The organism is Imperialibacter roseus, assembly GCF_032999765.1.
Classification (GTDB): Bacteria; Bacteroidota; Bacteroidia; order Cytophagales; family Cyclobacteriaceae; genus Imperialibacter; species Imperialibacter roseus.
The window spans coordinates 3705693-3719481 of record NZ_CP136051.1 but is presented as its reverse complement, the minus strand read 5'-3'; the positions used below and the strand labels follow the sequence as shown (position 1 = coordinate 3719481).

Below are 13789 nucleotides of genomic sequence, written 5' to 3'. Positions count from 1 at the left end.
GGGAATGATGAATGCCGGTTAGAATGGTTGATTTCTGTATTTTAATATATGACTAAATAATTGTTATTAGGTAAATATATTTGATCAGTTGTGTATATTGGTTCGTTTTAAGAAACTGCTGATTTAATTTGAAGGAAGAAATCTTCGATGTTGTGTTTCTCGGAAGAGAGAAAATTCAATTAATACAGTCACAAGATATTTTTTATGATAAAATATTCAACTACAAAACTTTTAGGGCTATTCATCTTTATAAGCGCTATTACTGGATGTAGCGGCGATGATTCCGGGCAACCTCATGGTGTTGGAGAAATTAGTTTCAGTCCTAAAATTGGCAACAAGTCGGGAAGCGGAAGATTACTGGACTTGAACGATGCCGCTTTTATTTTGATTACAATCAAAAAGGACGATGGCTCATCGACTCCGTATTCAACGTCTAAAATAGAGCTATACCAATTAAACGGTGAATTTATCAGCCAAAAAATAAGCCTTCCGGTCGGCAGTTATTCCTTAACTGAATTCTTAGTGTTGGATGTCGATAGCAATATAATATATGCGACCCCCGAAGAGGGCTCTCTTCAGGCGCAAAATGTAGGTGATCCATTGCCGATTGAGTTTGTGATAAGCCGGGACGAAATTCTCGACTTGCAGGTGGAAGTAGTGTCAACCGAAGATTTGGAACTTGAAGACTTTGGCCTGGTAGGGTTTGATTTGTCTTTGGTGAACCTGTTCAGATTTTATATTAATGTGTCTGAGAAGGGCAAACTTGAGCAGCTTTTAAGTGCAGAATTAACAGCAGAGAGCGACACTTTCGTATTCCATCAGCACATAGAAGCAATTGCCAATAATTCAGTAGTAATCAGAGATGGATACCCTGCTTATGAACTGACAATTGAACGTGAAGGATATGCCACCTTCAATTACACTTTTACCAGAGACAGTTTGGCGCATTACGAATCAAGTCCGTTAACTGTTGAGTTGGTGTCGGATAAGCCTTCCGACCTACCTTCAGGGTTCTTTATCGATAGTGGACAGGCGTTAGGTAGTTCGCAAAGCCAAAATGTGGCGCTGAGAGATTTGGATGGGGATGGCGACCTGGATGCCTTCGTAGTAAATGTAGGGCAACCCAACAAGATCTGGGTTAATAATGGTGATGGCTCGTTCACCGACAGTGGTCAGTTATTAGGAACTTCGAACAGTTATGCCGTAGCCTTAGGTGACCTGGATTCAGACGGAGATTTAGATGCCTTTGAGGTAAACAGCACCCAACCGAACAAAATATGGACGAATGACGGTAGTGGCAACTTCACCGACAGCGGCCAGGAACTGGGAATTGAAAAGAGTTTGGGTGTTGCACTTGGAGACCTGGATGGAGACGGGGATTTGGATGCATTTGTAGCAAACGATCTTCACCCCACATTTAGTACAAAAAGTAACAAAGTGTGGATCAATGACGGATTTGGCTCATTCACCGACAGCGGTCAATCTTTAGGAGATTCGAGAAGCAACGATGTTTCACTAGGCGATTTGGACGGTGATGGCGACTTGGATGCTTTTGTTGTTAATTATCAGGAACCTGATAGAGTCTGGCTTAATGATGGAAACGGCGCATTCACAAATAGCGGCCAATCATTAGGAAACGCTTATAGCTTTGACGTTTCGTTAGGCGATTTAGATATGGATGGCGACCTTGATGCTTATGTGGTTAATAATTCCCAACCTGATAAGGTGTGGTTCAATAACGGACATGGAACCTTCACAGAAAGCAGCCAGTCATTGGGTGGCTCAACTAGCCAAAATGTATCTCTCGGTGACCTGAATGGCGATGGAGACCTCGATATTTTTGTGACAAATTACTTTAACAGTGTGGTATGGTTCAATGATGGAAATGGGTTCTTCACCGATACGGAGCAGTCTTTGGGTGGCTCGGCCATTGTCGGGGGCTCCCTGGGTGATTTAGATGGAGATGGAGATTTAGACGCTTTTGTTGTGCATGCAAACAATCTGCCTAATAAAGTCTGGATCAATCACTGATCTTATGAGGCATCTCTTATAATTTGAATGGCCATTAAGATCAGAATGGAGGAAATGTAGGCAAAGCAAAAAAAACATCGTGGGTGTTATTGGGTGAAAAAGCAGGTTATCCGAAATTCTCAACAAAAGAAAAAAGTTAACGATTGAGATGGTGAGAATCCTTGCGGAGCGGCTCAACCTCTCCGCTCAACTTCTTATCAGTGACTACAATTTGATAAAATAATGGCTCTGGCAATCGAATTAGGAGCCAGCCCTCACACTTTCCTCACCCCAATCGGTAACTCATACACCCTCTTCCCACTCGCCTTATACACCGCATTGGCTATGGCTGCGCCTGAAGGAGGCATGGATACTTCCCCTCCACCTTCTGCCGGTTCGTCAGGTCGGTCGATGAGGGCTACTTCTACTTCGGGAATATCCGGGTATCGGAAAATAGGGTAGGTGCTCCAGTCTTTGCTGGTGATTTCGTTGTCTGTGAACGTCACTTCTTCCATTAGTGTCCAGCTGGCTGCCTGGATCATGCCGCCCTCCAGCTGGTTGGTGAGGCCATCCACATTGATCACCTCGCCTACATCCACGGCCGCCCACATCTTTTTTACAGCCACTTTGCCGGAGGTTTTGTCTACCGCCACCCTGGCTGCTACTGTTGCGTAGGCCGCTGTATTCTTATACCGGCTAAAGGCATAGCCGAGTCCTTCTCCGTCGACCAATGTTTCCCGGGCCGTCATTTCTCTGAGCTTTTGGATCACAGCCACTGCCCGTTCATCGGTCAAATGGGCGATGCGAAAATCGAGTGGGTCCTTGCCTGCTTTTTCTGCGAGCTCGTCCATCAGGCATTCAATGGCAAAAATGGTGGTATAAGCCCCCAGGCTCCTCAGGGAAGATACCCGCAAGGGCCCATCGAAAAAGTGCGCATTCACCTGCATATTGGGAATGGCGTAGTACGGATCGGCATTGCGGTGGCCTCCGGCCAGGTAGCCCCTCGACTTCATTTGCACGGGGTTGGTGATGTACCGGGCGTCGAGTAGGGTGCCGGCATCACCATTGGGCCGGCAGCTATGGCTATCGGTCCACACATCAGATTTCCAGCCGGTGATCTTGCCTTCCGCATCCAGACTGGCTTCCACTTCCATGATCATCGCCGAGCCATAAGGCTCCCAGGTATGTTCATCGGTTCTTGACCACTGCACCCGCACGTACTTGCCAGGAAGCTCCAGCGCCAGCAGGGCCGCATCCGCCGCTGCGTCATCGGCCGTGCTGTGTCCGTAGCAACCAGCGCCTGGTATGCCAAGGATATGGATCTTGTCCGTTTCCATGCCCAGCATGGCGGCAATGCCATTTCGCATAGGATAGATCCCCTGGCTGTGCGACCAGACATGCAGGAGGTCGCCATCGTACATGGCTACAGCGCAAGCGGGGCCCATGGAAGCGTGCTTGAGGTAGGGCTTGCGGTAGGTGGCTTTAACGGTTGGGCTATTTGCAAAGGCTGCCGTTACATCGCCTTCATTTTTGACATTACTGGAGGGTTCTGCAATGCTTCGGATATGGTTGTACAACTCCTTTTGCTCAGGAAACGAAGTGTTGTCCTCCCATTCCGTATGTTCCCTCAGGTAGCGCCCGGCTTTCACGGCCTGGTATTCTTTTTCGGTGATCACCCCAACAAAGCTGCCATTCACGACCGTTTTTATCACGCCCGGTACGGCGGCTGCCAGGCCGGTATCATCCATTTTTATCAGCTCAGCCTTGTAGCCAGCCGGACGAATGACCCGGGCATGTACCATGCCTGGAAAGCGGAGGTCCTGCACATACACCTGCTCGCCCCTCACCATTTTTTCAATATCGGTGCGGGGCACGGCTTTGCCCACATACCTGTGCTCCGTTTTGCTTTTGATTTTTACCGGCGTGGTGACTTCCATATCTATCTGGGCGCCGTCCAACACCTCGGCAAACGTGAGTGATTCCTTGCTTTTTTTGGCTTTGATGGTGCCATTATAAAGTAACAGATCGTCAGCGGTGGTATTTAGTTTGACGCTTGCCAGCTCCAGTAGTTTCTGTCTGGCGGTAGCGGCCGCATAGCGCACCGACATGGCGCTGTTAGGCACTGAGCCGCTGCCGGCGGTATATCCTTCGTCGGGTGTCAGTCCTGTTTCCGCCAGCTGTACCTCTACCATGTCGAGTTCCATATCGAGCTCTTCAGCAGCTACCTGCCGGATAGCCGTGCGAATACCCTGGCCCAGCTCTACTTTACCCGATAGCACCCTGATGCGCCCATCTTCCAGCACCTGCAGCCAGGCGTTCACGGTTTTTGCTCCCCGCATACTTCCCGGCAGGCCACCTTCGTAGTCCTCCCGGGCAGCAATCACGGGGTCTGGCTCACCGATGCACGAGGTGAGCAGGGGAAACCCCACGCTGATGTAGCCGATTTGCTGGAGGAATTTTCGTCTGGAGGCGCTGGTGGTGTCGATCATGGTCGCTGTGTTATAAAGTGTTTGCGGCACGTTTTACGGCTTTGATGATACGGGTATGTGTGCCGCAGCGGCACAGGTTGAACCGGAGGGCTTCTTTGATGGCAGCTTCATCGGGCTGAGGGTTTTTGCTGAGCAAATCCACTGCTGCCATCACCATGCCGTTCAGGCAATAGCCGCACTGGGCGGCCTGCTCCTGCACAAAAGCGTCCTGCACGGCATGCAGCTTTCCGTTGCTATCCGCCAGCCCCTCAAGCGTGGTGATCTTAGTCTCCCCGATCGACGAAACCGATATCATGCAGCTGGTGGTCGCTCGTCCGTCGAGCAGCACCATGCAGGCACCGCACTGGGAGAGTCCGCAGCCGAATTTAGGTCCGTTCAGCCCGAGATCGTCCCGAAGTACGTAGAGTAGGGGAGTGTCTGGTTCGGTATCGACTGTTTTCAGCGAGCCGTTGATATGGAGGTTGAAAGCGGGCATTGTGTTGCGTCTGGTTTGATTTCTAAGATAGGGAAATGAGGGATTAATCCTGAATGTAGGAGCAAAACAATGTCGAACTCAAATGCTCAGCCATGTTGTTTTTGCCAAAAATGCCTGAAGCCAGCGACGGAGGTTCGTTCTCCGCCAGTGGCGTTCAGGCTAGCTGGTTTTTTGTGCTAAAGCTTGAGATAAGCCCACCCTTCTGTTTGCCTGCGGACAATTTGAGCGAGACCTGAAGGCACCACCTGCACCCCTGCAGGTAGCTGCTCAGGGTCTATTTGCTGACTGCGCAGTGCCCGCTGACATGCAATAATGGAGTTCACCAGAGGCAATTGAACGTCACCAATAAGTGCTCTGACGGCCTCTCCATGCAGTACCACCTCTATATTTGCTGCACCGAGGTCGGCCTGCATATCGGCCAGTCTGGCTGTCAGTCCGCTTCCATAGTGCTCTACCTGTATCACAATCCTGTGTTCCATTACATTAGCTTTTTGATTTCGTCGAGGAAGTAGCTGGCAGAGAAGTCCGTCATACCTGTGTAGGTGGCCACGATATTTCCCCGTTGGTCGATCACGAAAGTAACGGGAATCGCCGACACTTCGAACTGAGAAGGTACCGGACCATTGGGCCGAAAATAGGGCATGGAGTAACCTGCCTTTTTCATGAAAGCCTTAGAAGCTTCAAAATTATTATCAAGGGCAATGGCCGCCACTACCACGTCTTTGTCTTTGTACGCCTCATGGAATTTTTGGAGATCGGGCATTTCATAGGCGCAGGGTCGGCACCAGCTGGCCCAAAAGTTCAATACGACTACTTTTCCGGAAAAGCTTTCCAGGGAGGTGGTACGACCGTCAGGGCCTGCCAGGTCGAACCTGATGGGGTAATTGGCGGGAGTGTCTTCTGTTTTGTCGTTGCCTGCGGACCAGGCGTAGGCGGCTATTACAAGCAAGAGGATGGCTGCCGATATGGCTGTGTTTCGTTTCATTTTCTTGGATTTATTTGTCATTTCAATTCAATGTTTTGGTAACCTTGCTCCTGCCGTTCAAAGATTTGATCAGGCGATTGAAGGTGATGTTTTTCAAAAGTTGATGAAGGGCGCAGCAAGGCGGTAGCCACATCTGGTTTGATATCGCTCTGTTGCATTGCGCTCCGGAATTAATAAAGGGATGAAATGTAAGCCGTAGAGACTGGCGGCTTAAGACAGAGGAGGCTTGACTTGTGGAGGAAAGGGTTCTTCAAATAGTGCTGGTGGTGTGTAATTGACCATCACAAGAGAAAGAATGGTACTTTCTATCTGAGGTGCCACTTTTTGTCCTGCATCGAAAAATGATATTTCGTTGGCCGACATACACGCAATAGTGACGGCATAGCTGTCTGAGGCACTGAACTCGCTGACAACGGTGGCGGAAGGTTGCCGGTTAGTTTTTTTCTTACACAGTTTACTAAACAACAGGGTGTTTGCTGCATGGGGATCTTCTGCCACTATAGGTGACATGAAGGGCATCATACATCCTGAGAGGTAGATGAGCAGAAGTGTTATGGAGAGAAAATACCTGATGGCGTAACTGGCTGGATCAATGCCGAATGTAACGATGATATAGAAGGAAGGTTGGTGACTTTAGTCACAAAAGGGTCAACTTTCCCAAAAAACGTAAACAACTCCGGTATGATTTGTTATCAGTTCATAATCGCTGTAGCGTTTTGACTTGCTTTCGGAAAGTCTCCTGCAATAAGTGGCTTCCTGAAGCGCTTTCAATAGCGAGAATGGCCGTCTGTAAATATCCTTTGGTAAGAAAAATGGATATTTCGTAATTTCTGCCAGGATATAGTCACTAGCTACCAACACACCCATGGACAGACGCAATTTTATCAAAACTACTTCGGCTGGTATAGCTGCCAGCACTGTTTTTTCCGCCATGCCATTGATGGGCATTGCCCGGCAACAAGCTACCTACAAAGTGGCGCTGATAGGCTCCGGCTGGTGGGGGATGAATATTCTCGGAGAGGCCATGGCTTCTGGCAGAAGCAAAGTGGTGGCTATGGCCGACGTAGACAAAAACCAGCTGATGCCTGCCATTGAAAAAGTGGAAAAGCTGACAGGCAATAAGCCGAAGCCTTATACCAACTATCGGGAAATGCTCCGGAAGGAGAAGCCGGAGATTGTGATTGTGGCCACACCTGATCACTGGCATGCCCTGGCTGCGATTGATGCTTTGAAAGGCGGCGCCCATGTCTATTGCGAAAAACCCATTTGTCACACCATCAACGAAGGAAAGGCCATGGTAAAGGCTGCGGCTGCTTCAGGAAAAGTGGTGCAAATAGGTCTACATCGTAGAGCATCGCCGCACAATATCTCTGCCAATGAGTTTTTGCGCTCGGGTAAGCTGGGGAAAATTGGCAGTGTGAAATGCTTCATCAACTATGGCGGCGGTCCGGGCCAGATTACACCCAATTCGGAAGCCCCGGAGGGTATGGACTGGGATATGTATTGCGGGCCGGCTCAGTTGGTTCCCTTCAATAAGACCATTCACCCGAGAGGCTTCCGCCAGCACCTCAACTTTGCCAATGGCACCATCAGCGACTGGGGGGTGCACTGGTTCGATCAGGTGCTTTGGTGGACAGAGGAGAAAGCACCTAAAAGAATTTACTCAAGCACAGCCCGCAGGATAAAAGAAGACAGTACAGATGCAGCTGATACCCAAATTGCCGTGTACGACTTCGAATCATTTACGCTACACTGGGAAAATCGTAACTATGCCGGCAACCGCCAGGAAGGGCCGGATGTGGGCTGCTATTTCTACGGCACCGAAGGTGTGCTGCATCTTGGCTGGATCGATGGCTGGACGTTTTACCCTGTCAACAAGAACAAAGAGATTATCCATGTTGATCCTGTGCTGCACGAACCCGATCAGCAAAACATCAAAGAGCTATGGACTGATTTCCTGAAATCCATTGAAACGAAGGGTACTACCATTAATCCGATGCTAAACGGACAGCTGGCTACTAATATCAGTTTGCTGGCGATGGTATCTGCCAAGGCAGGTCGCAGTATCGAATGGGACGGCGACAAGCAGGAAGTAATCAACGACCCCGAGGCGAACAAGCTGCTTTCGAGGGAGTACCGGAAGGGGTATGAGTATCCTGTTTGATTTGGGAGACTACACCTCACCCCCTCAAAATCCGCAGGATTTCTACCCCCTTTCCTAATGGGAGAGGGGAAAACTCGCATGGCGACTTGGGGTGAGAAAGTAAGGAAGACCTTCCTTACTTCTTAATCACATCATAAATATCAGTCCTTCTATCCTTCAGGTTGCGCACTGAGCCAAAGTTGTGCAGCTCTTTGAGCAGGTCCAGGTCGACGTCTGCCACGAGGATCATCTCCGTGTTGGGTGTTGCTTCGGCCTTGATGCCGTTGGTAGGGAAAGAGAAATCGCTGGGCGTGAACACAGCTGACTGTGCGAACTGAATGTCCATGTTCGACACCTTAGGCAGGTTACCTACGCTGCCGGCAATAGCTACATAACATTCATTTTCTATTGCTCTGGCCCGACAGCAGTAGCGCACCCTACCGTAGCCATTCTGTGTGTCGGTGAGGAAGGGAACAAAAAGTATTTTCATCCCCTGGGCGGCCAGTATCCTCGAAAGCTCGGGAAACTCAGAATCGTAGCAGATAAGCACACCAATAGGGCCACAATCCGTTTCGAAAACTTCCACCTTGTTGCCGCCGGTCAGCCCCCAAAACTTGGCTTCGTCGGGAGTGACGTGGATCTTCTCGTAACTATCGTAAGTGCCATTTCTTCTACAAACAAAGCCTTCGTTGAAAAGCTTTTCGCCCCGCATGGAAGGCATACTGCCGGTGATGATGTTAACATTGTAGCTTATTGCCAGCTGGATAAACCTGTCTCTTATCTCGTCGGTGTATTCTGCCAACTTTCTGATGGCGGCTGCCTCACTCAAATTATTGTGAGCAGCCATCAGCGGCGCATTGAAGAACTCCGGAAACAGGCAAAAGTCACTTTTGTAAGCAGAAGTTGCGTCCACGAAAAACTCTACCTGCTCGAAAAGGTCGTCAATGTCTTTATAAAGGCGCATCTGCCATTGCACTAGCCCAAGGCGGACAATTGACTTGTCCAGCAGCTTTCTTGAGTTGGCCTTTTCATAATAGATATTGTCCCATTGCAGCAAAACAGCATAATCTTTCGACTCCTTATCGCCTGGAAGGTAATCTTTCAGTACCTTCTTTACGTGAAAGTCGTTCGATAACTGAAAAGTAAGGGTAGGGTCGTAAATCTCTTTGAACTTGACCTTCTGGATATACTCCTTAGGGCTGAAGTCTTTGGCATACTCATGGTACTTTGGAATTCTACCACCGAAGATGATGGCTTTTAGATTGAGGTCTTCACAAAGCGACTTCCGGGCGTCATAAAGTCTTCGCCCTAGTCTAAGGCCTCTGTATTCCGGCTTGATAAACAGATCGATGCCATATAGCACATCCCCTTTAGGATTGTGTGTGTTGAAGGTATATTTACCAGTAATCTCCTCGTATGTATGCGCATCACCAAAGTGGTCGTAGGTGACGATAAGTGATAGGGCGCATCCGGCAAGTTCATCGTCAACGAATATGGCTATTTGGCCCTTTGGGAATATTCTGAGAAGGGTCTCAATATGCTTTTCACCCCAAAACGCACCTGGCCAATTGGGGTAGGCAGCAATCATGGAGTCTTTCAGACCCTGATAGTCAGATGATTTTAAAGCACGAAGTTCTACTTTTCCTATGTCTTCCATAAATAGACGAGCCTTGATGGCTACTAATGTTAATTATTGTTTTGATGATTACAACACCCGGGCTAGGCGTCTTTGATAGCGCCCAATATTATGTCGCAGGCTTCCCCGATCTCCCTGGTGTCTATGGTAAGTGGTGGAGCAATTCGCATGGCACTGTTGTTGAACAGGAACCAGTCTGAAAGCACACCTCGTTCAAGGCAAAGATCGAGAATTGGTTTAAGTATATCAAAACTTTCAAACTGAACCGCCATCATTAGCCCATTGTTTCTAATTTCCCGAATAAAAGGATGCTTCAGGAGCTTTTTAAAAAGCATTGCTTTGTTCTCAGCCTGAGCAAATAGTTTTTGTTCCTGAATTACTTCAAGGGTGGCCAGCGAAGCCGCTGCAGAAACGGGATGCCCCCCAAAGGTGGTGATGTGCCCAAGCACAGGGTTGTCGGTAAGCACATGCATGACTTTTTTCGAAGACATAAAGGCGCCTATGGGCATGCCGCCGCCCATACCCTTAGCCGCTACCACAATGTCCGGCACAATGTCATACTGCTCAAATGCCCAGAAGCTGCCAGTCCTGCCAAAGCCGCATTGAATTTCGTCTAATATGAGTAAGGCACCCGCTTCGGTGCATCGCTGCCTTAAGGCTTTGAAATACTCCCGGCCAGCGGATTTTACGCCAGCTTCACCTTGCACCGTTTCGATGATGACCGCAGCAGTGTACTCATCGATCACATTCAGGTCGGGGATGTGACCAAAAGTGATATGCCTGACGCCTGGCAATAGTGGCCTGAACTTTTGTTTGAAGCCTTCGTCGCCGGTTACCGATAATGCGCCGTGGCTACTGCCGTGGTAAGATGAGAAGCAGGAGACCAGGTTAGGTTTTCCTGTGAAGCGCTTGGCGAGTTTGAGAGCGCCCTCCACTGCCTCGCTGCCCGAGTTGACCAGAAAGATATTATCGAGAGGGGCTGGAAGTGTGTCTGATAAAGCTTTGGCCAGCTTCACCTGCGGGCTTTCGACAAACTCTCCGTAAACCATCACATGCAGATATTTGTCTACCTGCGCTTTGATGGCGGCCACCACTTTGGGGTGGCGGTGCCCGATATTGCTAACGCCAATGCCCGAGATCAGGTCGATGATTCTTTTACCCTCCGGGGTGTAGAGGTAAATGCCTTCGGCTTTTTCTACTTCGGTCATTAAAGGAAACTCGGAAGTTTGGGCGAGATGCTGCTGAAAGAGTTGTCTGTTGGAAAGCATGGGGCAAAGGTAGGGAGAAATGAGGCAATTCAACAGGCCTCCTCTCCGGCCAGGCGTCGGTACGGTCAGAAGGCTATTGCATTGGAGCCGTCGGTTGCCGGGTTGCTGGTGCTAAATCCATTAGGTAGGAGCATTCGCAGAAAGGTAATCCAACTGTGCCTGACCGCTGGAACGGTACCGACACTGCTGATGATCGGGCCGCTGCTATGGCCAGGCGTCGGTACGGCCAGAGGGATAAAGCGCTGGAGCCGTCAGCCGCCGGGTTGTTGGCACCAAGCCTTTGGTAAGAGCGTTTTCAGAAGGGTAATCCAACTGTGCCTGACCGCTAAGGGCGGTACGGACACTGCTGATGATCGGGCCGCTGCTATGGCCAGGCGTCGGTACGGCCAGAGGGATAAAGCGCTGGAGCCGTCAGCCGCCGGGTTGTTGGCACCAAGCCATTGCTATGAACGTTTTCAGGGTGGTAATCCAACTGTGTCTGACCGCTGGGGGCGGCGTCGACACTGCTACACTGTATACAAAAAAAGAACCCCGACACTGCCGGGGTCCTTTCTAGTAAACTACTCTCTTTCCATCACTGGATCTTTAATACTTTAATTTCTACTCGTCGGTTAAGCTGTCTCGATTCTTCGGTGGCGTTGCTTGCCACTGGCTGGCTGCCTCCGTAACCTTTTGCCTGCAATCTTTTGGCGTCAATGCCTCTCATAGCCAGGTAGTTTTTCACCACTTCTACACGCTCCTGAGACAGTTTGAAATTTTTACTAACGTCGCCCCAGCTGTCGGTGTGTCCTGCCAGCTCAACTACCATATTAGGATTCTCTCTTAGAAGTGTCTCCAGCATGGCCAGGTCTGTGCCAGACTCAGGTAGTAGTTCAGGAGTTGATTTATTGAAAAGGATGTTGTTGAATGTGATCAGGTCGCCAAGCGCTATCGGGTCCAGGTAGATGTCCTTGTAAAGCTCAGTGTAAGTATCGAATGCCTGCACGTCGATAGCAATGTCGAGTGGCATGTAACCTTCTGCGTAAGCCAGGATTCTGTATTTGTTACCACGGCTTAGAATAGCCTTGTATTCCATTGTCTTGCTGTTGGGGCTTGCCATTCCCTCTTTTACACCTTCAAAGTAGGTTTCGAAGACGATGTCGGCCATGATAGGCTCGTTGGTTTCGCTGTTGAATACTTTGCCTCTTACCAGCATGACAGGTTCTGGCTTCAACTCGTTTTCTAAAGAAATAGAGTAGATGTCTCTTGCTCCAATGCTATTCTCGTCGCTCGAAGTAAAGAATGCCTTGCTGCCATCGGCTGAAATTGAGTAGTAAGCATCCCATTCGGCTGTGTTGATGTTCGAGCCCATGTTTACTGGTGTGCTCCAGTTAGTCCAGGTGTCGTCAAGTCTCTTTGTGTAGAATATGTCGCTGCCACCCATACCACCGTGACCGTTGCTGGCGAAGTATAAAGTCTTGTTGTCAGGGGCAAGAAAAGGACTGAACTCAGCTTTGTTAGTGTTAAGTATTTTACCAAGATTTCTTGGCTTCGCATAAGTGTTGTTGCCTTGCTTTATGCTCACATAAAGATCCTGATCACCGTACCCTCCGTTTTTTGACTGGTAGGCCATGATCAAAGCCTCCTCGCTGGCGCTCATAAAGAAGTCGAGGTATTTCCCTTTTGGTTCAAAGTTGTTGATGGCTACTGGTGATGGAGCCTCCCATCCGTAAGGTGTTTTTCTTGAGATAGACACACCCCGCTCGGTAGCACCCGCCGTGCTGTAGGAATTCATCAGCAGGAGGGTGTTACCATCTGGGCTAACACTGCACACACCATTCGCAAACCTGTCGTTCAAAGGTTCACCAATATTTTCTGCTTCAGTCCATGCTCCGTTTTCGAAGTAGGACACGTAGATGTCCTGGTCGTCCGACTGACCACCAACATTTCCTTCACTATTTTGTCTGGCAAAGTAAAGTGTCTTTCCATCAGCAGAGATGATCGGTTTGGCTTCGGGGAAAAGTGAGTTGACAGTCTCGCCGAGGTTTTCTTTGGCTGTAGTGAAAAAGATTTCGTCTTTGAAATTAAGCCTTCCGTATTTTTCCTGAAGTGATTTTTTTATGTCTGATGCCGAAGCCGTGTTTGATATTCCTACGGCATCTATTTGCGCCCATCCTTCGATAGTTTCTGTGTCTACTACTATTTCAACACGCTTTACTGCATAATGGGTAACTGGGATGCTGATAAGCAGCGTGCGAAATTTTTCGTTAATATCAGCGGCCTCTTTATTGTAGATAGGATATTTGTTACCAACCTCGTCCAGAAGAGCAATTTTGGTAACCCTGCCTGGCATGTAGCTCTCCACGATGGCAAGCTGCTGAACAGTCTGTGGCTTCTCAAACTCAAGCATTAATGAGCCGAAAGCTTTTTCATCTTTTAGTCTGAATGCCCGTGGATTTAAAAATCCAAGAGGGAAAGCATCTGGTTCGCCTGTGGCCGTATTGCCTGAGTAATCGGCATCGGCAAATTGGTTGTACTGATAGTCGACTGTTGAAGCCCACTGTATTTGCTGAGAGATCGTTGTGCCGGCCGTTAGAAGAAGTAGAGCAAGTGATGTAAGTATGCGATTCATATCGTTGAGAGTTTTGATATCTCAAAGGTATGGCGCTTGATACCCCCAAAAGTTGACTTTAGGGTACCCTACTTACCTGTGTCGGATGACCTTGTTCTTTGTCCGGACATTGCTCAGTTCTTACGTAAGAAATTAAGCTGAATTGGAAGAAAAAGTTTAATGTGGAAGCAAA

Annotated in this window: 10 protein-coding genes; 2 read left to right on the top strand and 8 right to left on the bottom strand. The window is 48.9% G+C overall.

Features of this window, described 5'->3' with window-relative positions; translation table 11 throughout:
• Positions 1-204 precede the first annotated feature (204 nt).
• Positions 205-2031 (top strand): FG-GAP repeat domain-containing protein, encoded by a 1827-nt coding sequence (locus RT717_RS15525; protein WP_317487301.1) that lies wholly within the window; start codon positions 205-207, stop codon positions 2029-2031.
• Positions 2032-2285: 254 nt separating this feature from the next.
• On the opposite strand, the gene RT717_RS15520 is transcribed toward RT717_RS15525, so the two are convergent.
• From RT717_RS15520 to RT717_RS15500, 5 genes are all read right to left on the bottom strand, one after another.
• Complete coding sequence (locus RT717_RS15520; RefSeq protein WP_317487300.1) at positions 2286-4499, bottom strand: xanthine dehydrogenase family protein molybdopterin-binding subunit; 2214 nt, start codon at positions 4497-4499, stop codon at positions 2286-2288.
• A 10-nt stretch (positions 4500-4509) separates the two neighbouring features.
• Positions 4510-4974: a (2Fe-2S)-binding protein gene (locus tag RT717_RS15515; RefSeq protein ID WP_317487299.1), complete on the bottom strand. Its 465-nt coding sequence runs from the start codon at positions 4972-4974 to the stop codon at positions 4510-4512.
• A 176-nt stretch (positions 4975-5150) separates the two neighbouring features.
• Entirely contained in the window at positions 5151-5453 is a 303-nt protein-coding gene (locus RT717_RS15510) for a DsrE family protein (RefSeq protein ID WP_317487298.1), read from the bottom strand.
• Positions 5453-5959 (bottom strand): TlpA disulfide reductase family protein, encoded by a 507-nt coding sequence (locus RT717_RS15505; RefSeq protein ID WP_317487297.1) that lies wholly within the window; start codon positions 5957-5959, stop codon positions 5453-5455. The genes RT717_RS15510 and RT717_RS15505 overlap by 1 nt, the downstream gene beginning before the upstream one ends.
• A 210-nt stretch (positions 5960-6169) precedes the next feature.
• Complete coding sequence (locus RT717_RS15500) at positions 6170-6481, bottom strand: hypothetical protein (protein ID WP_317487296.1); 312 nt, start codon at positions 6479-6481, stop codon at positions 6170-6172.
• A gap of 343 nt (positions 6482-6824) precedes the next feature.
• Here RT717_RS15500 and RT717_RS15495 point away from each other — a divergent pair, with 343 nt between their 5' ends.
• On the top strand, positions 6825-8123 hold the full coding sequence (locus RT717_RS15495; protein ID WP_317487295.1) for a Gfo/Idh/MocA family protein: 1299 nt from the start codon (positions 6825-6827) through the stop codon (positions 8121-8123).
• A 115-nt stretch (positions 8124-8238) separates the two neighbouring features.
• Here RT717_RS15495 and RT717_RS15490 read toward each other — a convergent pair whose 3' ends face one another.
• From RT717_RS15490 to RT717_RS15480, 3 genes are all read right to left on the bottom strand, one after another.
• Positions 8239-9759, bottom strand: coding sequence for a bifunctional GNAT family N-acetyltransferase/carbon-nitrogen hydrolase family protein (locus RT717_RS15490; protein ID WP_317487294.1), 1521 nt, complete (start codon positions 9757-9759; stop codon positions 8239-8241).
• A 62-nt stretch (positions 9760-9821) separates the two neighbouring features.
• Positions 9822-11006 (bottom strand): aspartate aminotransferase family protein, encoded by a 1185-nt coding sequence (locus RT717_RS15485; protein ID WP_317487293.1) that lies wholly within the window; start codon positions 11004-11006, stop codon positions 9822-9824.
• 574 nt (positions 11007-11580) lie between these two features.
• Complete coding sequence (locus RT717_RS15480; protein ID WP_317487292.1) at positions 11581-13617, bottom strand: OmpA family protein; 2037 nt, start codon at positions 13615-13617, stop codon at positions 11581-11583.
• Positions 13618-13789: the final 172 nt, after the last annotated feature.

Coding starts and splice junctions, on each gene's coding strand:
- RT717_RS15525 (WP_317487301.1), top strand. CDS start 205: ATGATAAAATATTCAACTACAAAACTTTTAGGGCTATTCATCTTTATA.
- RT717_RS15520 (WP_317487300.1), bottom strand. CDS start 4,499: ATGATCGACACCACCAGCGCCTCCAGACGAAAATTCCTCCAGCAAATC.
- RT717_RS15515 (WP_317487299.1), bottom strand. CDS start 4,974: ATGCCCGCTTTCAACCTCCATATCAACGGCTCGCTGAAAACAGTCGAT.
- RT717_RS15510 (WP_317487298.1), bottom strand. CDS start 5,453: ATGGAACACAGGATTGTGATACAGGTAGAGCACTATGGAAGCGGACTG.
- RT717_RS15505 (WP_317487297.1), bottom strand. CDS start 5,959: ATGAAACGAAACACAGCCATATCGGCAGCCATCCTCTTGCTTGTAATA.
- RT717_RS15500 (WP_317487296.1), bottom strand. CDS start 6,481: ATGATGCCCTTCATGTCACCTATAGTGGCAGAAGATCCCCATGCAGCA.
- RT717_RS15495 (WP_317487295.1), top strand. CDS start 6,825: ATGGACAGACGCAATTTTATCAAAACTACTTCGGCTGGTATAGCTGCC.
- RT717_RS15490 (WP_317487294.1), bottom strand. CDS start 9,759: ATGGAAGACATAGGAAAAGTAGAACTTCGTGCTTTAAAATCATCTGAC.
- RT717_RS15485 (WP_317487293.1), bottom strand. CDS start 11,006: ATGCTTTCCAACAGACAACTCTTTCAGCAGCATCTCGCCCAAACTTCC.
- RT717_RS15480 (WP_317487292.1), bottom strand. CDS start 13,617: ATGAATCGCATACTTACATCACTTGCTCTACTTCTTCTAACGGCCGGC.